The sequence below is a fragment of the Trichococcus flocculiformis genome, from assembly GCF_900113645.1.
GTDB classification, from domain to species: domain Bacteria; phylum Bacillota; class Bacilli; order Lactobacillales; family Aerococcaceae; genus Trichococcus; species Trichococcus flocculiformis.
This window is the reverse complement of record NZ_FOQC01000006.1, coordinates 74,533-95,962: the sequence shown is the minus strand read 5'-3', so window position 1 is coordinate 95,962 and position 21,430 is coordinate 74,533. Positions and strand designations below refer to the sequence as shown.

Here is a 21,430-nt window from a genome sequence, read left to right as displayed (position 1 = left end):
ACCTCACCAACTAACTAATACGCCGCGGGTCCATCCATAAGCGACAGCACAAAGGCCGTCTTTCCTTTCCCGATCATGCGATCAAGAAAACTATGCGGTATTAGCACCCGTTTCCGGATGTTATCCCCCTCTTATGGGCAGGTTACCCACGTGTTACTCACCCGTTCGCCACTATCTTCTCAGTGGAAGCAAGCTTCCATAGAAAAGACCGTTCGACTTGCATGTATTAGGCACGCCGCCAGCGTTCGTCCTGAGCCAGGATCAAACTCTCATGTAATGTGGGCTCTTGTACAGAAACCCTCATGAAAAGCTGAATAGCTCTTAATTTCTTGCTGACTTTATGTTTGCGATACGATGTATCGCCTTCGTTTGCTTCGACCGAAGTCTAAGCTCCCTGCACATTTGGTTCGTTCATTCTTTGTTCAGTTTTCAAAGGTCAATCGCGCATCACGTATTACGTGATTGCTTATTTATATTATCACGGCTCCTGCTGTCCGTCAAGCCTTTTCTGAATTTTTTTCAGAAGTATTATCGGCTTGCAGATGCGTGGATCAGCAACTTTTATATAATATCACGCTCTAAATCGTCTGTCAACAATTTTTTCAAATCATTTCAAAGCCGATTCTGGCGGACAACTTCTATATACTATCATCGCAGCCGCATGCTGTCAACAACTTTTTTAAGTTTCTTATAAAATTGCGGTTTTCATGTCAGCACACGGTTCTTCTGGCTAGCATTTTCAGGTGTTCCATTATATAGTAGAAATGAAAAACGGAGAGCCCCATCGGAGGGCAGAAAGCGAGAATTATAATTGGATAAAAAAATCATTTTTTTGGATATTGATGGCACTTTGGTGACGGATGACGGCTGGGTTCCCTCCTCCGCTGCGGACGCATGCAGACAGGCACGCTTGAATGGGCACGAAATTTATTTGTGCACCGGCCGCTCAAAACCGGAAATCTATGATTTCATCATGGAAATCGGCTTTGACGGCATCATCGGTGCTGGCGGCGGCTTTGTTGAACTGAATGACGGAATGCTTTACCATAAGACAGTCCCGGCCAGTGAAGTCAGACGGATGGTGGATTTCTTTGATCAGCATGGCGTTGATTTTTACTTGGAATCAAATGGCGGGCTGTTCGCCAGCAAGAATTTCCTGCCTCATGTGGAACGTTGCATTTACGGTGACATCGCCAATGATCCGGATGCCCGTAGACGTAAAGAAGAACAGCCGCATCCTTTCATCGAGGGATTGATCTACGGTGAAGAGGATCTGTATAAGACTGATGTCAATAAAGCCTGTTTCCTTCAGAGCGACAAACTTTCTTTCGCACAGATCAAGGCGGAATTCGAAAACGCCTTTGACACGATTCAGTGCACCGTCCCTCAGTTTGGGGATGACAGCGGTGAACTGATGGTACCAGGCGTACACAAAGCGACCGCAATTGAAGCGTTACTGACACATCTGAGCCTTCCCAAAGAGCGAACGATTGCAATCGGCGATGGCTTGAACGATTTGGAGATGTTCGACTATTGTGCGGTCGGGATCGCCATGGGGAATGCCAAGGAAGAACTGAAGGCTGTCGCGGATCATATCACAACTTCAGTGGACGATGATGGTCTCTATCAGGCATTCCGTACTTTCGGACTGATCTGACTGCGTCAGCATAAAAGCTTATCCATTTCATAAAATAATCTTCACAGTTTCTTCATAATTGAGTTTTACTATGAGTGTAGGCCAATCACAAACAATCTTTTTCAATTTCTTTACTCCTCCAAAGTAAAGAGCAACTCCTTTAGGGCTGCCTGATAACTTCAGGCAGCTTTTTTTTGCTATATCTTAATTTTTTCGCCATTCCATGATACTATATGAAGTAATACCTCGCTGGATGCGAGCTCTGCAACACATAAAAAAACTATTCTTTCTATAGAGGAAAAAAATCAAATCGTAAACGGGGATGTGCATATGGAACCTATTCGCAACAAAATATTGGACTGCAAAAGGATCGTCATCAAAATCGGCACAAGTTCTTTGATGCTGGCGGACGGATCCGTAAACTACCAGACTATCGACCGACTTGCTTATGTCTTGACCGTTCTGCGCAATCAGGGGAAGGAAATCGTTTTGGTATCTTCCGGTGCGATCGGTGTCGGACTCAACCACCTGAACCTACCGCACCGTCCGAAATCCATACCCGAGCAACAGGCAGTCGCTTCCGTCGGTCAGGCCGAATTGATGAACCTCTACACCCGCTTTTTCTCGCACTATAACCAGATCGTCGGGCAAATACTCATGACTTTGGATATCGTGCAGTTCCCGGAAAGCCGCAGGAATGCCGTAAACGCCTTCGAACAGTTGTTGAAAATGGACATCATCCCGATCGTAAACGAGAATGATGCTGTTTCTGTCGAAGAACTGGATCACCTGACAAAATTCGGAGATAACGACCGCCTTTCCGCAACGGTTGCGGAGATAATCTCCGCCGATCTGTTGATCATGCTGTCCGATGTACCTGGTTTTTACGATAAAAATCCAACGGCGCATCCAGATGCTGTGCTCTTCCACACCATCCATGCAGTCACTTCAAAAGAAATGGCTTTGGCTGGCGGGAACGGTTCGAAATTCGGGACCGGCGGCATGGCAACCAAATTGAAGGCTGCCAAACAAATACTGAAGAATAAGCAGCAGATGGTATTGACGCAAGCCACCGACCCGACCGTACTATTCGATATACTGGCTGGAAAAGAAATAGGAACCTATTTTGTGAGAGAAGATAAGTAGAGGAGGATATTCGATGAACAGTTTATTGCAAGAAATGGGCATTGCCGCAAAAGCCGCAGCCAACAGCCTGAGGAAAGCCTCAACCAAGCAAAAAAACGAGGGACTTTTGGCCATGGAAGCCGCCCTTTACACGCATCAAGATGCTATCTTGACCGCAAACGCGAAGGACATCGCAGCTGCCGCGGCCAATGGTTTGCCGACGCCGATGATCGAACGTTTGACTTTGAACCCGCAACGGATCAAAGGGATGGCGGACAGTTTTAAGGAAATCGCACAACTGCCTGATCCGGTCGGCTATGTCGAAGAAATGACGAAATCAGCCGATGGTTTGACGATAGGCAAGCAACGTGTTCCGCTTGGCGTTATCGGAATCATTTACGAATCGCGCCCAAACGTCACGGCGGATGCAAGTGCCCTTTGCTTTAAATCCGGGAATGCTGTCATCCTGCGCGGTGGAAAAGAGGCCTTGGAATCCAACAAAGCCATCATGACCGCATTGCAGGCCGGCCTCGCGGACGCCGGCTTCGCCAAGGAAACGCTGCAACTGATCCCTGATCCGTCCCGCGAATTGGCCAGCGAATTCATGAAAATGAATGGCTATCTGGATTGCCTGATCCCTCGTGGTGGAGCCGGCCTGATCCAGAACGTACTGAAAAACGCGACAGTGCCAGTCATCGAAACAGGCGTCGGAAATTGCCACTTGTACATCGATAAAGATGCCGAATTAGAAATGGCTACGCGCATTCTGGTGAATGCGAAATGTTCCCGCCCTTCCGTCTGCAATTCCATCGAGACGCTTGTTGTCCACGAAGCAATCGCGAATGCTTTCCTGCCTGTTTTCGCGGAAGCTTTGGCGCCTTATAAAGTGGAATTGCGCGGCGATGCGAAGACTTGCAGCAGCCTGTCTGAAGCTGTTCCAGCAACAGAAGAAGATTTCGCTGCCGAATTCTCAGATTTCATTTTGGCAGTCAAAGTGGTTTCCTCCTATGACGATGCCATCGCGCATATCCAAAAATACAGCACAGGCCATTCCGAAGTGATCGTCACCGATCATTACCAAACGGCACAGAACTTCCTGAACGATATCGATGCAGCGGCAGTCTACATCAACGCCTCTTCTCGTTTCACGGACGGCGGTTGTTTCGGCTTCGGTGGAGAAATCGGCATCAGTACGCAAAAACTCCATGCCCGTGGACCGATGGGGTTGAAGGAATTGACTTCCTATAAGTACATCATCTACGGTGAAGGCCAAATCAGGTCCTAAGAAGAATCCTCATCAAAAATATCGAGAGCCGGGACACCGTTCCCGGCTTTTTCTGTCCATCAGCAGCAAACACCGTCTTACAGAGAAAAGGAATGATTACACCAATGAAAAAGAAGATTGCAGTCATCGGTGGCGGCATCGTCGGCGCCACCGCAAGTTACTACTCGGCAAAAGCCGGCTACAGCGTCAGCGTGTTCGACAGCGGTACCGGCCAAGCAACAGCCGCAGCGGCAGGAATCATTTGCCCTTGGCTGTCCAGACGCCGCAACAAAAAGTGGTACCGCCTCGTCTCCGAAGGCGCGGCTTTTTATGACAAACTGATGGCCGACTTGGCTTCCGACGGCTTGGAGACGGATGCCTACGCACGTTGCGGCGCCCTGATCCTAGGACAATCCGTCGAATACCTCCAGGAGGTCCATGACCGTGCACTGGAACGTCGCGAGCAGGCACCTCTGATCGGGAACGTCGCTATCCTCAAAGGCACCGAAATCAAAAAAATCTTCCCGCCGCTCAGCAACGTCGAACAAGCACTTTACGTGGGCGGCGGCGCCCGCGTGGACGGTCGGGAATTGACGAATACATTGCTGCAGGCGACATCCCGCTTCGGAGGCAGTATCCACAAAGGGACCGTTTCACTCTCCAAGGATAACGATGGCACCTTGTCCGTCTTGACACCGGACGGAAGACAGCAAAAATTCGATGCAGTCATCCTGGCGGCAGGCGCTTGGCTACCTGAGCTACTCCAGCCGCTCGGGTACACAGTCGACGTCCGCGGACAAAAAGGGCAGCTGGTTGTCCTCCAAACTGAAAACAGCGCTCTGCAGGACTGCCCGGTCATTATGCCTCAAGGTGAAATCGATCTGCTTCCGTTTGGCCAAGGGAAAACAGTCGTCGGCGCAAGCCATGAAAACGACAAAGGCTATGATCTACAGCCCGATGCTTCCATTACGGATCCGATGCTGGAACAAGCCTATGCTTGGCTCCCTGACCTAAAAGAAGCGCCCGTCGCGGATATCCGTGTCGGTACGCGGGCCTACACCTCCGATTTCAGCCCCTTTTTCGGTAGTGTCCCGGGTCTGGATAACTGCTTCGCGGCAAGCGGTCTCGGCTCATCCGGGTTGACTTCCGGCCCATTGATCGGGTATTTGTTGACCGAACTGGTCCGTGAGCAACAAAGCACCTTGCCCCTCGAAGACTATCCGATTGACGCTTACATCAAACAGACGACTTGCTAAAAACACAGAAATATTATCCATTATACTCCGTATTTTTTGCCATTTCGCCGAACTTGAAATACACTTATATTAGATGGAGGTGAAAAATATGTGGAAAGAATTTAAAACATTCATCATGCGTGGGAATGTGCTTGATCTTGCCGTCGGGGTTGTCATCGGGGGTGCATTTACAGCAATCGTTAATTCATTAGTCAAAGATATCATTACACCGATCATCGTAGCCGTAACCGGTAACGCTGACTTGACAGGCCTTTCATTCAAGATCGGCCAGGCCGACTTCACGTACGGTAATTTTTTGCAAGCCGTACTGAACTTCCTGCTGATCGCCCTTGTCCTCTTCCTGATGATAAAGGTAATCAACAAACTCAAACGCAAAATGCCTGAGGAAGAACCCGTGGAAGTTGAAGCAGAAGTACCGGTTGTTGAACTTTATCTGAAAGAAATCCGTGATTTGATGGTTGATCAGAACAAAAAAGCCGAATAAGAGCGGAGTGAGCGTTGGATGATCGAGCATCCAACGTTTTTTTGTCCCAAAACAGACATGCAACAGTTTATCCAATCGATATGCAAAAATAGCCGTATGCGCGAAATGAATCACAACGCATACGGCTATTTTTTGCATTTCTGCCCAATACTCCTGAACATGCATTACCCAGCAACCAATTTTAAGCTCTGATTTTATCCACCAGTGTTTTCAGTATTTTATCGGCTGTCTTTCCATCATCTTTTTTGATGACTGCTTCAGAGATGATGAACGAGCCGCCTACCGCTACGATGTGGTCATTTTCGACATAGTCCATAAAATTGTCAGCGTTGATTCCGCCGGTCGGCAAGAATTTGACGTCATAGAAAGGACCACTCAAAGCGTTGATCGCTTTTAACCCTCCGTAAATATCTGCAGGGAAAAACTTCACAACCTTGATACCGTATTCCGTAGCCCGCTGGATATCTCCTGGCGTTGCCGTTCCAGGAAATACAGGGATATCCTGTCCGATACAGTACTCGATTACGTCCGGAACGATTGCTGGTGAAACAATGAATTTTGCGCCATTTTCAACCGCATCCTTCGCTTCTTTCAACGTCCGCACAGTGCCTGCGCCGACAATCAATTCTCCGGACTGGGCTAACTTCCTGATGGCATCCAAAGCTAAGTCACTTCGGAATGTCACTTCGATAAAACGCACTTCGTTCTTGACTAAAATCTCTTCCAACCGCTCCAGACAAGAAAGATCAGTCGCTGTATAAAGAGGCAACAATTTCGTTTCTTCGATTTGTCGATAGATTTCGTGTTCCATATTTGCTGGCATTTTCAACTCTCGCTTTCTGGCATCGCGGAAATTTATCCTTTTGCCTTCGTAATTGCTTCAAGCAATCCTTGCAGATACGTAATGCCCATCGCGCGGTCATACAATCCATAACCAGGCATTGCGACTTCGCCAAAAACAGTACGCCCGTGATCGGGACGGATAACTCCGTCAAATCCGACATCTACTAAAGCTTTCATAATGGCATACATATCCAAGGAGCCATCCGTGCTCAAATGTGCGGACTCCCTGAATTTACGCTCGCCTAAAAATTCGACATTGCGGAAGTGAACAAAGTTGATTTTGTTCCCGACTTCATGGATGATTTCAACCATATCATTGTTTGGTTCAGCTCCAAGGGAACCTGTGCAAAGCGTAAGTCCGTTGTATGGAGAATCAACAATGCTGAGGATTTTTTTCAGGTCTTCCAAATTCTTCGTGATGCGCGGGAAGCCAAAAAGTTCAAACGGCGGATCATCCGGGTGAATAGCCATCTTGACATCCATTTCCTCACAAACTGGAATGATTTTTTTCAAGAAATAACTTAAGTTTTCAAATAAGATTTCTTCCGTTACGCCTTCGTACATTTCTACCAATTTGCTGAATTTATTCAGACGCTCTTCTTCCCAACCAGGCAGGCTGAAGCCTTTCGATTGGCTGTGGATCAGTTTATACATATCAGCCGGTTCCATCTTGTCCACGACAGCTTGATCGTATACAAGCGAGAAGCTGCCATCTTTGTTTTCATAGAATAAGTCTGTCTTTGCCCAACCAAAAATCGGCTTGAAGCTGTAACAAATCATGCGAACATCGCATGCGGACAGGTTCTTGATTGTCGTAATGTAATTTTCAATGTATTGATCGCGTTCAGATGTTCCTGCTTTGATTGCATCATGGATCGCTACACTTTCAATCCCCAATAATTCCAGACCGCCTTTTTCCACGGACTCTTTCAATTCTTGGATTTCAGAAACTTCCCATACATCTCCAGGCAACTTGTTCAATAACGTTCCCACAACTCCGTTTATTCCAGGAATTTGGCGAACATGATCCAACGGAATCGTGTCGCCCTTTTCTCCGTACCATCTAAATCCCCACTTCATTCAGCATTCCCCTTTTCCTTCTATTTTTCTTAAAAAGTATCGTCCTCTTCATCATCTTCTGTAACCATGGACACATGCCAATCGCTGATGCTGCTCTTCCCTTGCGCAATAATTGCTTTAGCGGCTTGATCAACCTGTGTTCCGATCAATTGATGGTTGATTGCTTCCAACAACATCGGAAGGTTTACTCCGCCAATGATATGCACAGAATCTTGCAGTGGTTTCTCCAGACTATTCGTCACAAGCACCGATTGGTTATACGGGCTGGCGCTCACCAGATCCACCAACACAATGATTCCATCCCCTTGATCTACTTCATGGATGGATTCCTTAATTTTTGCGCCTAACGCCTGCACGTCATCTCCAAGATTCAAGTTCGCTGTTTTGATATTATTTGTCGGCCCAAAAATCACTTCCGCCGAATTTTTAAGTCCATCGCTTAACGTTCCATGTGTCGCAACGATAATCCCTAACATTAATAATCCTCCTTTGTTTTGGAGAATGCACAGCATTTATCTGCACAATTCCATAACTTTTGTGATATTTTCCATATTTAAATTCTTTTTGTTCAAATCCGATTTATCCAGATGAAATTGCGTTTTTTGCTCTTTTTCCGATATTTTTGCACTGAAGATATAATTGATTTTTTCGTCCGATGACTGATGATCAATACTCATTTCCGATAATTTCGCCTTAGAAATATCATTTCCGATGACATGCAGCGGTGCATCCGCACCTACGCAATCCAGATAAAATATCTTTGCTTTCTTATTTTTGGGCGTAAGCATTGCTTCGAGACCACTTTCACCAAAACTACCTTCATCCACAAAAGCAAAAGCTGTCTTCTCGTCTTTTACTTTTGTATCATTGATCATCGCCAACAAAGCCAAAACTGACGATGTATTCCGGACCACAGTTCTTCGATCAGGTAGTCCCTTAGTGATTTTTCCGAACAAGTAAAAATAGACGCCATATGCAAGAGCAATAAGTGCGGTACGAACAGAAATCAAGTCAGCCGTACCTGAAGCGTACCGCATATAAAGGAGCGTTCCTGCTATACCTGCCAGAAGCAATAACACGGAAGTGGCAACGATGAAACTGGTCGTCCGTTTTTCCTGTTCTTTTCGGTCAAATAAAACATAAGGACCAAAATGCTGAATCGGCGTATCATAATACGTGCAAATGATCTGATCCGCTTTTTCGATATCGCCAACGTAAACGTTCCTTGAAGCATACTTTTCGTGTCGATTGTACTCGATCACCTGCACATCTTCCCGCATCTCTGAAATATCCGCCACCAATGCCGAGAGAAACCGCCGTTTGCTTTTATCCGTGCGACGCACACGATAAAAGGACTGATATCGAAATAGCCAATCTTTAAATTTTTCATTTTGCTGCATAGTATTTGCCACCTATCATCTTGCTCACTATTTTCATGTTTGAGAAAAGCAGCTATTGCTGTTACTCAATAACTGCTTCCTCGCTCAGATTTATTTTATAACCCGAATTGCTTCAATACATCCGCTAAACTGGAGCTTGAAGAAGAGGGCGTTGCTTGGAAGTAGATGTTTTCGACACCATATTCTTCATTTAATTCTTTCAATTTCAGCGCATCTGCTTTGTTCAGATAAACCGATTTTGTAACCAGAATATCGTCATCGCCTTTTTTAGCGATTCCGCCGATATTCAGGTCCTTGATCGGAACACCATGTTTGACCAAGTTGTAGATGCCTGTCACTGTTTTTGTGATCAGGATAGCACTGTACTCTTTAAACTTGAACTCATCCCAATAAAATTTGCACTTTTCTTCCGTCATGACAATCGTTTTTTGTCCGGTACGGCTTCCCGCACTCTTGTATAAATCTTTCATGAATTTATCTTTGGCAACAACATCATCAACTACAAAGATCGAATTGACCCCGTCTCGTTGGGATAATGTCAACATGACTTGACCATGGATCAATCTTTCATCTACACGCGCTAAATTTACTGCTCCCATTTTTCACACTTCCCTTTCTTAATGAACCTTTTATAGAATACCTATGCCTGCCAGAACAATCAGAATCAGCGTCAACCCTACTAACGCACGTGTTACTTTCAGACCTTTTTTGATGTAGTAGAAGTATACACCCAGAACAACAGCCAACGGCAACATGCCAGGCATGATCTTATCCAGCGTTTCCTGAAGGACAAATGGCCGTCCGGAGATTGCAAATTCTAAACTTGACGAAACTTTAACGTAATTTCCGGCTAAAATCCCCATCATGAACATACCCAGGATAGACAGCATTTCGATGACAGTCTGGATTCCAGCACTGTGCATCACACCAGTCGCATTTTTACCTGTCTTGAATGCGCTTCGTGCAAAGAATACACCTAACAATACTTGGTAAAGAGCAAAAGCGACGAATGGGAATAAGGCGCCGATTGGGCTACCCATTTGTGCCCAAGGAACAGCGATGGCGATGAAAATGTATTGCACAGTCCCTGAGTCGATCGAATCACCGATCCCTGCCAAAGCGCCCATCAAACCAGCTTTCGTATTGTACATCAGATCGTCAGTCATGGTAACTTCTTCGCCGTTCACAACTTCTTTGGCGCGTTCTTGTTCCATCGAAGACATCAGCCCTGTGATGACGCCGCCACCCCATGAAAGTTGCGTATTGAAGAACAGCAATTGACGTTTGTAGGCAGCTCTCAATTGATCCTCATCTTTGTACAGTTTGCGCAGAATCGGCATCATCGCATAAAGCAGCGAAGGCGCCAGATAACGTTCGAATGAGTGGGGAATTTCGTTCGCAAAGTGCCAGCGTAAATAGGTTTTCGTAACATCTTTAGCGGTTATTTCTTCTGGTGCTAATATGTTTTTTTCTTTAGCATCTAGATTAGCGTTTATCATTTTTTCATCTTCCTTTCAATTTGCCTGCTTTTTAGAAATCGTCATCATCGTCATCATCAAGAGAGGCACTGCCCGCGGAAGCAGGAGCTGCTTTTGCACCCTGTCCTTTAGCCAGTACGAAAATGGCTGCAATCAAAGCGCCGATGATGGCATAAGTTACCATTGTGATTGACAAGGAAGCCAACACAACGCTCATCAAGTAAGCTAACAGGAAGAAAACCATATAGTCTTTACGGCCGATGACATAAATCGTTGTTGCAATACCGATAGCCGCTAAACCGCCGCCGACAACTGTAAGGATGTGGAACACAACCGTACCTTCAAGAGCGGTGATGACATCAGCGATAACAGGTGCTCCGAAGTACAAAGCAATGAATACTAACGGCACAAACAAAAGGAAAGAAGCGATTGTCGGATAAAGGATGATCGATCTCACGATTCCGCCGTCATTCAAGTCTTCTACGGCTTTATCGGTGTATTTACCCAGAAACGTGTTGATGAAAAATCTGAATTGGTACAGATAAGCACCCAGTAAACCTACCGGAACAGCTACCGCTATCGCGGCTTCAGGCTGCAGGTTACCCATCAAAGCGACCGGAACCGCTATCGCTGCTGCGATTGCTGGTTCAGAAGGCATCGTTCCCCCTGGAGAGAAAACCCCCATATAAATTAGTTGGATCGCTGCTGTGATAATCATTGCTTGTTGAACATCCCCCATTACGATACCTGCGATCAAACCCGTCATCAACGGGGAAAAACGTAACGTTAATGTCGCTCCACCTAAAAATGCACGTGACATGACTGCCCCTACCCAAAGTGCAATCAGCAAACTTTGTATTGCGGTAATATTTTCCATTGCCTATACCTCCATATTTATGTATTTTTCTAAATCTATTATTGCTTTTTTCAAGATTGTTTCATTGATCGGGATCGGCAGCAAATGCACTTTTTCTTTTTTGTTGATCAATGCCACTATGTTGTCCAACGCTTCTTCCGATAATGGGTACTCGCCCATTTCCGTCAAAGACTTTGGTAGATGCAAGCTCTCGTACATCGGGATCAGCTCATCAATCACTTGCCATTTCCCTTCCAAGGCCAATTGATAAAAAATGCCATAAGCCACTTTTTCGCCATGCAAATAGTCATGGACTCCGGGCAAGTAAGCCGAAATCGCATCATGGATGGCATGAGCGGCAGTATTACGGGCATATTTGTCACCGAATCCGCCGACCAAACCTGCAACACCGAAGATGATTTCAGATACTTTGATAAACTCTGCCGATGCAACGCCAGTACGCATGTCTTCGATTGCCTTTAACCCGTCTTCAGCAATGACATCTTTGCAAATCCTTGCCGAATGCCGGGCAAGCATCAAAAAATTATTCGCTTCAAACTGCGGCTGTTCCAATATCATGTCGGATTCGTACCACTTCGCTAAGGTATCGGCAAGTCCGGCGATAAAGAATTTGATCGGGGCATCGACAACCAGCGCAGGATCAGTGATCAGAAAGGCTGCTTGTCTTTTATAATGTTCTGTTTTGCCTTCAGCAAGCCCGTTGTCTTTGTACATGACAGATAACGGTGCCCATGGCGCACAATTGCTCGCCAATGTCGGAACGACCCCAAAAGGTTTTTTCGCAAGCGCTCCAACGTAGTACACTAAATCGCATAACTTTCCTCCACCGACACCGATGATGAAATCAAAGTTCCCCTCTTCGACTATCTTTGCCAACCTGTTTGCTTCATTGTAGCTGCATTCCCCGTTGTATTTTTCGTATTGGATTGTAAACTCCTCATCCAAAAAATCCAGATACGGTCTTGCCTTCTCCCATGAAACCGTTCCGTGGACCAACAACACCCGTTTCACACCGTATTCATTCAGTATGTCCGGGATCACTTCCATGGCACCCTGCCCGTATTTATAAAATTGCGGGCCGACTTTGACATTTACTGCTGTATTCATCTATCGTTCCACCCTCTCATTTTGTGATGTAAGGACTGATCGGTTGCACTGCTCGTTGCGGCATCCTCCCTTCCACGATGGCTTCACAATCGGAAACACATTTGTCGCCCATCCCCTCCAAGCATTCCATCGTATAAGCAGATGTATGCGGTGTCACAATGATGTTCGCAAAATCCAGGAACGGATGGTCACTACGGCCCGGCTCCACCTCCAGAACATCGGTCGCGTATCCGCGCAGTTTTCCGCTCTCGATCGCTTCGATGATGTCCGATTCTTCAACAAGCGCCCCGCGAGCTGAGTTGGAGATGTAGATACCGTCCTTCATTTTCGCGATGGTTTCTTTTGAAATAAGGTGGTAATTCGTGTCATTCAGGCTTGCACAGAGGCAAATGACCTCGGCCCGCTCCAGCAGTTCATCCAACTCGACTTTCTTACCGCCGAAAATGTCGATTTCCAACGCGGTCTTGTTCGGATCGACTCCCAGCACTTCACATCTGAATCCATAATGTAGAATTTCAACTACTCGGCTACCGATATTACCGACACCGATTACGCCGACCGTTTTGCCGCAAAGACCGTTTCCGATGAACTTAGCCCGGTTTTCCCAGCGGTCTTTCTTGACTTCCGCTGCCGACTCGATCGTTCGCCGCATCAGTGCCAGCAAGTTGGTGACATTGTTTTCGGCTACAGCATCGCGCTCTATCAATGCCGGAACGATCGTCACTACGGTTCCATGCTCTTTGGCAGCTTCCAGATCGACATTGTTGAACCCGATTCCGTGACGCGCGATCAGCTTCAGCTCATCTTTATGTTCGAAAAATTCCCTTGTGAAGAATGGCGTCACACTCGCGATGATGATGTTGTATCCTTGCAGAGCCTCCGCCAGTTCCTTTCCCGGTATCTCGCCGTCGAAATCGAAACGATCGACCGGTCCCAATTTTCCCACCCTTGCCAGATGCGCGTCAAACATTTTCCCGAAGCTGCTTGAATTTACGATTGCGATTTTGTTTTTTTCAGTCATCCTTTTTTGCTCCTCCACTCGCAAGACTTTATGTCCAACAAATCCATTCCGGATCGAAGTACCCACACAATATTAAGACTCGTCTTACCAACCTCAAATACCGATGCTCAGTTCAAGCCCTCGACTGTAATCGTTTTCTTTCTTTACACTCTGATTATAGTAAATATTTTTTACTTTGTAAAGGCTTAAAAAATAATATTTATTTATTTATTTTTGTATTTATGCTATTCTATAGAAAAAGGAGGTGCTCATCATGGCAGAAAATTATATCCAAAAACTCTTAAAGCCGCATTATCCGGGTTTTTCAGCGACCGAAACAAAAATTGCCGACTATTTTGTGAGTTTGGGCATGAACATAGTGAACAAAACATTAGCCAACCTTTCCGAGGAAACAAAATTTTCCGAAGCGACAATTTTTAAATTCGTAAAAAAAATCGGCTTCAAAGGATTTCAGGATTTCAAAATCAGTGTTGCTTCAAACTACCGTACGGCTGAAGAGCGCACCCGTCAATTGGCAGTTTTTACGGATATCAAGCCTTCGGATACGCCAACGGATATTTCTAAAAAAGTGATTCATTCCTCTCAGATCATGCTGCAAAGTCTTATGAGCACACTGTCTGGCGAAACTCTGCAACAAGCGCTTGATATCATCATCCATTCAAAAGCACTCCACTTTTTTGGCCTGGGCGCCTCTGCCGTCACTGCTTTGGATGCCTATCACAAATTCTTGCGGACGGCTATCCCTGTAAATTATGTTTCAGATTATCACATGCAACTGATGCACACTTCCAAATTGACGGAGAATGATTGCGTCTTCCTTTTTTCACACTCGGGCAAGACAGCCGAAACAATCAGGCTGGCCGAAGTGGCTGCCCAAAACAACGCGAAAATAATTTGTCTGACCGGGAATCCGCCAGGCATTTTGAATCAATTGAGTGATGTCAGCATCGTAGTGGAAACGGAAGAATCCATTTTTCAGTCCGAAGCTCTTTCAGCTCGGTTGCTTTACCTCACGATTGTTGATATCATTTACCTGTCCTATATCTATCATGACGAGCACACAAATCTCCGCTCCATTGATACGATACGCCAGGTTCTTTCGACAACAAAAAAGGAAGTGGATAGATAATGCCCATCAAAGCAATCGTTTGCGATATGGACGGCACCTTATTGACTGCTGCCCATGACATCAGCCCCAAAACTCAAGAACTCCTTCTGACACTCCAGCAAAAAGGCATCACGCTGGTATTGGCAAGCGGGAGAAGTTACTTGCGTTTGATGCCGGATGCCCTGAAACTGAAGATGGATTCCCATCAAGGTTACTTGATCGACGTAAACGGCAGCTCCATTTATGATTGCACCTCTAAAGTCCGGGAAAGATTAGGGATAATGGATTTCGAGGACATCCGAAAAGTCACATCTGTCTTCCGTACATTCAATGTTGAGATCCAATTCTCCCAAGATGCCGGCCTGTACACCTACTTGCCGGATTCACTGTATGACCTGAAAAAGAGGATCCGCGGGGAAATGAGATTACCCGATGATTACCCTTGGGCCAGCGGCATGTACGGTTGGTTGTGCGATATGCGCGACGGCTATCCGGAACAAAAACTGATCCTTGATCTGAAGGAAGCGCCAACTTCCTGCAACAAAATTTCGATCAGCCAGGACCCCCATTTTATGGAGGCTGTGACGCAATCCTTGCCTCACTTAGGCCTGCATGACGATTACGAGCTGGTCTTTTCTGATGAGAGGAAACTTGAGATCACCAAAAAAGGCATCAATAAAGGCAAAGCCTTGGATACCTTATTGGAAAAACTCGGCCTTTCCAATGAAGAAGTGGCTGTTTTTGGCGACAGCGAAAATGACATCTCCATGCTTTCCGGCAGACCCTACTCCTTCGCAATGGACAACGCGTTGCCCAAAGCCAAGAGCGTGGCAAACTATGCAACGCCTTCCAATGATGACGAAGGCGTCTATCATGGCTTGAAGCAATTGATTTCCGAAGGATTGCTTTAAACGAGCGAACATAAAAAAGCCGTATACTTGCGAAATATCGCATGGTATACGGCTTTTTGCACCCAAATCGGCACTTATGATTTCACAAATAGATCCGCCACAATCCAAACACCAGCACGAGTGCCAGCAACAGCGTGTGTCCTTTTATCTGCATGAATACAACAGCGATGAATTCACGCAAAAACGCATAAGGCAGAAAATAAAACGGCGTCCAGGCACCCAAACCGTCCGTATCCAATCCCACTCGGTGAGCGTAAAGACTGCTGCGGACAGTATGAAAATTATTCGTGATGAAGAGGCACTTGTACTTTTCTTTGTACGTATCCATGATGCCCTTCGAGTACAGCAAATTCTGATACGTATTAACGGACTTGTCTTCCTCAATGATTAGTTCTTCCGGGATACCTTTCGCAATCAGATAGCGTTTCATGGCATACGCTTCGGAAAAGGGTTCATCCACACCTTGCCCCCCGCTCACAATCATCCGGCAGGGCCGCTTCTGCGTATGCTCTGTCTGATGCCTAAAAAACCGGATTGCTCTGTCCAAGCGTTTCTCCAACAAAGGACTGATTCTTCCATCCGGCAGCAATCCTGCGCCCAAAACAATGATGAAATCTTTATCAAGGGAAACCGGAATGAGTCCGTAAAAGGTTGTCGCGACAAAAAATAAGATCAGCACTACCCCGAAATAGATAATGAAGTAGCTCATCAAGCGCATGAAGCGCCAAATCAGATAATGATGGAACACAAAATAGTTCAGCAGGAACAGCAGATCCATCAACAAAATGAAGATTCCCACCGCAAGCAGAAGCGCATAACGCTTAGCCCAGCCTTCTTTATTGATCAGCAACACGCCATTGAAGACAAGCGCCAGGCCAAAAAACAGGAAAGCAAACGGTGAAATCAAGCCGAACAAAACGCGAAATAGCATCACCGCGTAACGGATCCATACTATTTGGGGCGATTCGTTGCCTTGCAGCATTCCTGCAAAGAGGGACAGCACCGCCGCAACCAGCAAGTAGCTTTGGAATTGTCGACTTTTCCCCATCAACCGGAGCATCAGGATCCCGCCGAACGAGCATATACTCAATAAATAGAACAGCAACGGTCATCCCTCCTGTTTAGAAGCCGTGGAAAGCTTGATATACTTCCTGTTTCTTCAGATCCCTGATTTTTGCGGTCTCTTTGATCGCATCTTTAGAAGAAAGTCCCTGCTCTGTCATCAGCTTTTCCACCAATTCAGCAATGCTGAGGTCATCGAATGTCTGTTCAACCGGCATTTCCGGATTATCATTGCCAGCTATCATCAGGCAGATTTCCCCTCTGATTTCTGTTTCTTCGGCCCAAGCAGCCACTTCTTCAGCCGAACCCCGGATGAACTCCTCAAAGCGTTTCGTCAATTCGCGGCAAATGACGACTTGGCGCTCCGCACCCATGACGGTTGCGATATTTTTGAGCAATTCTTTCAACCGATAAGGCGACTCATAGAAAATCATCGTCTCTTCCCTGTTTTTCAACGACTCCAACTGCGCCACTTGCTCCTTCTTCTTGCGCTCCAAAAAGCCGAAAAAGTAGAAGGGCTGTGGTGCCAATCCAGAAGCGATCAATGCGGTCACACCGGCATTGGCTCCAGGCAACGGTACAACCGGCACGTTTGCGTTGATGCAGGCGCGCACCAAATCATGACCCGGATCGCTGATCGAAGGCATTCCCGCATCGCTCACTTGAGCGATCGATTGTCCACCAAGCAGCTTATCCACCAATTGCGGAATGCGCTCCTGGGTATTGTGTTCATGGAAGCTGATCTGGGGTGTATCCACTTCGAAATGCGTCAGCAGTTTCCGCGTATTGCGCGTGTCCTCCGCCGCAATCAGATCCACTTCGCGCAGTATCTTTATGGCACGGAAGGTCATATCCTCCAGATTACCGATTGGTGTCGGTACTAAATAAAGCGTTCCGCACGCATGCTGTTCATAGCTTTTTTGCAGTTGCATCTTTTTTCTCCTCTGATTTCGTTTCATTTTGTTGACTCTGGCGACCCGCTAAACCCCGTTCGATTCAGAGCTGCATACACCGATAGCGCGCCCCTTCAAAAAATTCTCTTTCTGCTTGCGGCTCAGTTTCTTGAATGCCGCCTCCGCTTTGGTCGCTTCCGTTCTGGAACCGAAGACTTCTTTGTAGATCATTTGGACAGGGCGGCGGGTCTTGGTATATTTACTGCCGATGCCTTTGTTGTGCTCCCGTTCGCGCCGAAGCGTGTCCGTCGTGTAGCCGGCATAAAAAGAGTCATCTGCGCAAAGCAGCACATAAAAGTAGTGCTCACTGCTCGCCATAGAGGACGTCCTTTACCTTCTGGCTGTATTCCCCTTCTTCATTGTACACAACGAGCGGCGGTAGCACACGGAAACCGTCTTCTTTACCGTCCTTGATGCCTTCGATCAGGATCATGTTCGCTTCCTTGTTCTGTTTCGGGTAAATGAACTGCAGTTTCTTGGGCGCAATCCGGTTGTTGCGCATCGTTTCCAGGATCTCCATCAGACGATCCGGGCGATGGACGAAATAAGCCTTGCCTTTCATTTTCAGCAGATGGCTCGTCTGTTTCATCAATTGGTCCAGCGTCAAATGGATTTCGTGCCGCGCGATCGCAAAAGCATCCAATTCATTCGTGAAACTGGATTCGCTCAGCTTGAAATAGGGCGGATTGCAGGTGATGACATCGACGGAATCCGGTTTGATGAAGCGGGTCACGTCGCTCACATCCGCGTGCAGAAAGGAAACCTTCTCCTCCAGCTGATTCAACTGGACTGTCCTGCGGGCCATATCCACTAACCGGTCCTGCAGTTCCACCCCGATGATCGGATTCTTGGTCTTTCCTGTCAACAGAAACGAGACTGCCCCGTTCCCGGCACAAAGATCGACTATCTTTGCCGGCTTCACGCGCGGCAATTCCGCGAAATCAGCCAACAGCACCGCATCCAGCGAAAAAGAGAACACGGCTGAACTTTGAATGATCTGGATATTTTCCCTCTTCAGCACATCAAGTCGTTCGCCTTCCTTTAATACATTTTCCATTCCTCTACCCCTTTACCTTATCCTCAAAACAGAGGCCAGGACTTCTGTCCCCGCCTCTGTCTATTTGTTCATCCATCATTTATTGACAGTACCCCCAACGCGGGACACTTCTCAGTTTTTCCGATCTCTTTCGCCGTAGATGACATCGATACAGAAAACACAGGGCTCATCATTCAGACGACGGGAACCATAATAAACATTGCAGACATGAAAACCGTCCTCGTAAAGCTTCTGTAAATTCAGACGGGACTTCGACATTTCTGGCTCTTGCTTCTGCGCATCTTCTTTTTCCTTCGTAAGGAAATCGATCCGATCGCGCAGATGCTGGTTCTCGATTTGAAGATTTGCGTTCTCTTCTATCAGGTCATCCATCTTCTCTTGAATCTCTTTAACATCTGCTCCCATCGATGAAATACGGCTTTCCACCCGATGAAATTGGTCATACAAGGCACGTTTATCCATTTTATCCACTCGCATTTTCCATACTTATTTTTCAATCCTATCGTGCAGATCCTTAAACCTTACAATTCTGAACCGGCAAACTCAACCGTTTTATTATGCTCAAACAGCCGCACTTTGACGACTTGGCTGAGCACATTCAGTTCCACAACTTTCCCCTTACCTTCAGGCGTCATTACTTCCTGCCCATAATCAGGCATCGCCTTTCTGAGCGAAACATACGTGTCGTTCTCATAATTCAGGCAGCACATCAAACGCCCGCACAAACCGGATATTTTGGCAGGATTCAAGGACAACCCCTGATCCTTCGCCATCTTGATCGAAACCGGCACAAAGTCCCCCAAGAACGTCGAACAGCAGAGCGTTCTGCCGCAAGGTCCGATTCCGCCTAGAATTTTGGCCTCATCGCGGACACCGATCTGATGCAATTCGATCCGCGTGCGGAAAACAGCCGCCAACTCGCGGACTAATTCCCGGAAATCGATCCGGCCTTCCGAACTGAAATGGAAAGTCAAACGACTGCGATCAAAAGTGTATTCCGCTTTGATCAGCTTCATCTCCAATTTCAGCTGCTTCATTTTGGTCTTGCATACGGCAAAAGCTTCCTTCGCTTCTGCGCGATTTTTTTCATCCTGCTCAAGATCTTTTTCGGTCGCGACGCGGATGATATGTTTATGTGCATGGATGCCACTCTCATCATTTTTGCATTGTTTATCAACAATGACGACTTGACCTATATCGACAGCATTCCCATTATTTATGATTAATTTTTCGTCCATTTTGTACTTTGTCTGGCCTGCTTCATAATAAGAGATGGGCCCGACAGGCATAAAACGAACACCAATGACGTTTTTCATTTTCTTTCTCCTCCAGAAGCTTTATCTATAGGCTATTCCCGAGCGCGATTTCTTCCAGTACCCCTTGGAGCTGAACATTTGCTTCCAAATGTTTCTTTCCATTGAGGATATTTTCCATATGCCGGGTGATTTCCTGAGGATGCAGTTTTTCTGCAATACGCTCGTACTCTGTTCCGTGATTTTTGTTGACGATAGCTTGCTTATTGCTGTACTTGGTATAAAGTAAATCACGGTAATAGAATAATAGCAAGTCCAAAAAGAAGTGGCCATCATTTTTATCCTTCAGACCATCCATCAAGTCGGTCTGCACAAACACAAATGCTTGGGGATTTTTAGAAGTCATCAGTTGGAACCAAGCCCATGTCCGCTTCTTGGATTCATGGAAACTCTCTTCCTGATTCAGCAACAGAGCTGCTTCCTGGTTATTGGTGATGGCCGCCAACAACGCCGCATTTTCAGGCTGTATGCCTTGCGCCTCCAAAGTTTCCCCTAACGCTTGCTTGTTGACGACCCGAAAATGGACGATTTGGCAGCGCGATCGGATGGTCGGCAGGATGTTCTCTTTTGCAGTAGTCATCAGAATCAGGTACGTGTCGTTCTGCGGCTCCTCTAGGAACGTAAGCAGGCTGTTCGAAGCACTGACCGTCATTTTTTCGGCATCATAAATCAGATAGACCTTGCGGCTGCCTTCCATCCCGCTTTTGGAAAGCTCTGCCTTCAATTCACGGACTTGATTGACTTTGATGGTGTTGCCATCCGGACTGATTTCCGCCACATCGGGAAATTCACCTGCCGCAATCCGTAGGCAATGATTGCAGTGCCCGCATGGCTGACCATCCTGCAACTCGTCGCAAAAGAGCGTTTGGGCTATCCAACGCGCCAATTCTTCTTTGCCGGTTCCGCGCGCTCCTTCAAACAAGTAGGCGTGAACCAGCCGCTTTTCCTGAATCGTCCGTTGGAACCTTTCGAGCAGTTCCGGTTGTTGCCTCATCAAAAGCTGTGTCACACCATCCATCCTTTCCTTCGTCATCAGAATCTGTAAAAACTATCTATCGGCAAAACAAACACAGTCGCTCCGCCTACGTGCACTTCCATCGGGTAGGCGATTGCGTTGTCCAACGGCACATCCATGCTGACTGGGGTCGCTACAAATTGCTCGCGCGCTTCGCAGTTGGTTTTGATGATCCGCAATACTTCATCGACCCGTTCGTCCTCTACACCGATCATGAAGGTGGTGTTGCCGGCGCGCAGAAAACCGCCCGTAGAAGGCAATTTAGTAGCGCGGACATTCGCTTCCACCAACTCGTCGGACAGGATAGCGCTGTCTTTATCTTGAATGATAGCCATAATTAATTTCATAACAAATCCCCTCTTTCTATAATATATGAAAAAATTTTATAAATTCCTATATGCTGAGAAAAGCGGAACGGTCCGTTGAGCTTTTGTTTCGGC

24 protein-coding genes and 1 rRNA gene are annotated in these 21,430 nt (G+C 46.6%); 7 read left to right on the top strand and 18 right to left on the bottom strand.

What is annotated here, in order from left to right:
- Positions 1 to 277 (bottom strand): 16S ribosomal RNA (locus BMZ71_RS04505); the annotation flags it as partial.
- 534 nt (positions 278 to 811) lie between these two features.
- On the opposite strand from BMZ71_RS04505, the gene BMZ71_RS04500 reads away from it, so the two are divergent.
- The 5 genes from BMZ71_RS04500 to mscL all read left to right on the top strand — a co-directional run bounded on the left by BMZ71_RS04500 (position 812) and on the right by mscL (position 5,765).
- Positions 812 to 1,657 carry a Cof-type HAD-IIB family hydrolase gene (locus BMZ71_RS04500; protein ID WP_086988445.1) on the top strand — a complete coding sequence of 282 codons (846 nt, stop codon included), beginning with the start codon at positions 812 to 814 and terminating at the stop codon, positions 1,655 to 1,657.
- Positions 1,658 to 1,975: 318 nt separating this feature from the next.
- Positions 1,976 to 2,782: a glutamate 5-kinase gene (gene proB, locus BMZ71_RS04495; RefSeq protein ID WP_370684632.1), complete on the top strand. Its 807-nt coding sequence runs from the start codon at positions 1,976 to 1,978 to the stop codon at positions 2,780 to 2,782.
- Between the two features lie 13 nt (positions 2,783 to 2,795).
- Entirely contained in the window at positions 2,796 to 4,046 is a 1,251-nt protein-coding gene (locus BMZ71_RS04490; RefSeq protein ID WP_086988447.1) for a glutamate-5-semialdehyde dehydrogenase, read from the top strand.
- A 92-nt stretch (positions 4,047 to 4,138) separates the two neighbouring features.
- Complete coding sequence (locus BMZ71_RS04485) at positions 4,139 to 5,281, top strand: NAD(P)/FAD-dependent oxidoreductase (protein WP_245734381.1); 1,143 nt, start codon at positions 4,139 to 4,141, stop codon at positions 5,279 to 5,281.
- Between the two features lie 88 nt (positions 5,282 to 5,369).
- Positions 5,370 to 5,765, top strand: a complete 396-nt coding sequence (gene mscL / locus BMZ71_RS04480; RefSeq protein ID WP_086988449.1) for a large conductance mechanosensitive channel protein MscL — start codon at positions 5,370 to 5,372, stop codon at positions 5,763 to 5,765.
- A 181-nt stretch (positions 5,766 to 5,946) separates the two neighbouring features.
- Here the strand turns inward: mscL and BMZ71_RS04475 are convergent, their stop codons facing one another.
- From BMZ71_RS04475 to BMZ71_RS04435, 9 genes are all read right to left on the bottom strand, one after another.
- A complete protein-coding gene (locus BMZ71_RS04475; RefSeq protein WP_086988450.1) occupies positions 5,947 to 6,588 on the bottom strand; it encodes a bifunctional 4-hydroxy-2-oxoglutarate aldolase/2-dehydro-3-deoxy-phosphogluconate aldolase in 642 nt (213 codons plus the stop codon).
- Between the two features lie 32 nt (positions 6,589 to 6,620).
- The gene (uxuA, locus tag BMZ71_RS04470) at positions 6,621 to 7,688 is read right to left on the bottom strand and encodes a mannonate dehydratase (RefSeq protein ID WP_086988451.1); all 1,068 of its coding nucleotides are present in this window, start codon (positions 7,686 to 7,688) and stop codon (positions 6,621 to 6,623) included.
- 29 nt (positions 7,689 to 7,717) lie between these two features.
- Positions 7,718 to 8,164 carry a PTS sugar transporter subunit IIA gene (locus BMZ71_RS04465; protein ID WP_086988452.1) on the bottom strand — a complete coding sequence of 149 codons (447 nt, stop codon included), beginning with the start codon at positions 8,162 to 8,164 and terminating at the stop codon, positions 7,718 to 7,720.
- A gap of 36 nt (positions 8,165 to 8,200) precedes the next feature.
- Positions 8,201 to 9,088 (bottom strand): hypothetical protein, encoded by an 888-nt coding sequence (locus tag BMZ71_RS04460; RefSeq protein ID WP_086988453.1) that lies wholly within the window; start codon positions 9,086 to 9,088, stop codon positions 8,201 to 8,203.
- Positions 9,089 to 9,183: 95 nt separating this feature from the next.
- Entirely contained in the window at positions 9,184 to 9,687 is a 504-nt protein-coding gene (locus tag BMZ71_RS04455; protein WP_086988454.1) for a PTS sugar transporter subunit IIB, read from the bottom strand.
- A gap of 30 nt (positions 9,688 to 9,717) precedes the next feature.
- Complete coding sequence (locus BMZ71_RS04450) at positions 9,718 to 10,587, bottom strand: PTS system mannose/fructose/sorbose family transporter subunit IID (protein WP_086988455.1); 870 nt, start codon at positions 10,585 to 10,587, stop codon at positions 9,718 to 9,720.
- A gap of 31 nt (positions 10,588 to 10,618) precedes the next feature.
- On the bottom strand, positions 10,619 to 11,443 hold the full coding sequence (locus tag BMZ71_RS04445) for a PTS mannose/fructose/sorbose/N-acetylgalactosamine transporter subunit IIC (protein WP_086988456.1): 825 nt from the start codon (positions 11,441 to 11,443) through the stop codon (positions 10,619 to 10,621).
- A 3-nt stretch (positions 11,444 to 11,446) separates the two neighbouring features.
- Positions 11,447 to 12,550 carry an iron-containing alcohol dehydrogenase family protein gene (locus BMZ71_RS04440; protein WP_068562366.1) on the bottom strand — a complete coding sequence of 368 codons (1,104 nt, stop codon included), beginning with the start codon at positions 12,548 to 12,550 and terminating at the stop codon, positions 11,447 to 11,449.
- Between the two features lie 16 nt (positions 12,551 to 12,566).
- Positions 12,567 to 13,571 (bottom strand): D-isomer specific 2-hydroxyacid dehydrogenase family protein, encoded by a 1,005-nt coding sequence (locus BMZ71_RS04435; RefSeq protein WP_068562365.1) that lies wholly within the window; start codon positions 13,569 to 13,571, stop codon positions 12,567 to 12,569.
- A 253-nt stretch (positions 13,572 to 13,824) separates the two neighbouring features.
- On the opposite strand from BMZ71_RS04435, the gene BMZ71_RS04430 reads away from it, so the two are divergent.
- Positions 13,825 to 14,700 (top strand): MurR/RpiR family transcriptional regulator, encoded by an 876-nt coding sequence (locus BMZ71_RS04430; protein WP_086988457.1) that lies wholly within the window; start codon positions 13,825 to 13,827, stop codon positions 14,698 to 14,700.
- The gene (locus BMZ71_RS04425; RefSeq protein ID WP_086988458.1) at positions 14,700 to 15,590 is read left to right on the top strand and encodes a Cof-type HAD-IIB family hydrolase; all 891 of its coding nucleotides are present in this window, start codon (positions 14,700 to 14,702) and stop codon (positions 15,588 to 15,590) included. The genes BMZ71_RS04430 and BMZ71_RS04425 overlap by 1 nt, the downstream gene beginning before the upstream one ends.
- Positions 15,591 to 15,672: 82 nt before the next feature.
- Here the strand turns inward: BMZ71_RS04425 and BMZ71_RS04420 are convergent, their stop codons facing one another.
- From BMZ71_RS04420 to BMZ71_RS04385, 8 genes are all read right to left on the bottom strand, one after another.
- Complete coding sequence (locus BMZ71_RS04420) at positions 15,673 to 16,695, bottom strand: YdcF family protein (protein ID WP_086988459.1); 1,023 nt, start codon at positions 16,693 to 16,695, stop codon at positions 15,673 to 15,675.
- Positions 16,696 to 16,711: 16 nt separating this feature from the next.
- The gene (rsmI, locus tag BMZ71_RS04415; RefSeq protein WP_086988460.1) at positions 16,712 to 17,584 is read right to left on the bottom strand and encodes a 16S rRNA (cytidine(1402)-2'-O)-methyltransferase; all 873 of its coding nucleotides are present in this window, start codon (positions 17,582 to 17,584) and stop codon (positions 16,712 to 16,714) included.
- A 48-nt stretch (positions 17,585 to 17,632) separates the two neighbouring features.
- Entirely contained in the window at positions 17,633 to 17,923 is a 291-nt protein-coding gene (locus BMZ71_RS04410) for a GIY-YIG nuclease family protein (protein ID WP_086988461.1), read from the bottom strand.
- Positions 17,910 to 18,662 carry a tRNA1(Val) (adenine(37)-N6)-methyltransferase gene (locus tag BMZ71_RS04405; protein WP_086988462.1) on the bottom strand — a complete coding sequence of 251 codons (753 nt, stop codon included), beginning with the start codon at positions 18,660 to 18,662 and terminating at the stop codon, positions 17,910 to 17,912. Before BMZ71_RS04405 ends, BMZ71_RS04410 begins: the two co-directional genes overlap by 14 nt.
- A 111-nt stretch (positions 18,663 to 18,773) precedes the next feature.
- Positions 18,774 to 19,124 (bottom strand): DNA replication initiation control protein YabA, encoded by a 351-nt coding sequence (locus tag BMZ71_RS04400; RefSeq protein WP_068562380.1) that lies wholly within the window; start codon positions 19,122 to 19,124, stop codon positions 18,774 to 18,776.
- A gap of 59 nt (positions 19,125 to 19,183) precedes the next feature.
- On the bottom strand, positions 19,184 to 19,978 hold the full coding sequence (locus BMZ71_RS04395) for a PSP1 domain-containing protein (protein ID WP_086988463.1): 795 nt from the start codon (positions 19,976 to 19,978) through the stop codon (positions 19,184 to 19,186).
- 25 nt (positions 19,979 to 20,003) lie between these two features.
- A complete protein-coding gene (holB, locus tag BMZ71_RS04390) occupies positions 20,004 to 20,993 on the bottom strand; it encodes a DNA polymerase III subunit delta' (protein ID WP_177187490.1) in 990 nt (329 codons plus the stop codon).
- A 14-nt stretch (positions 20,994 to 21,007) separates the two neighbouring features.
- On the bottom strand, positions 21,008 to 21,337 hold the full coding sequence (locus tag BMZ71_RS04385) for a cyclic-di-AMP receptor (RefSeq protein ID WP_086988465.1): 330 nt from the start codon (positions 21,335 to 21,337) through the stop codon (positions 21,008 to 21,010).
- Positions 21,338 to 21,430: the final 93 nt, after the last annotated feature.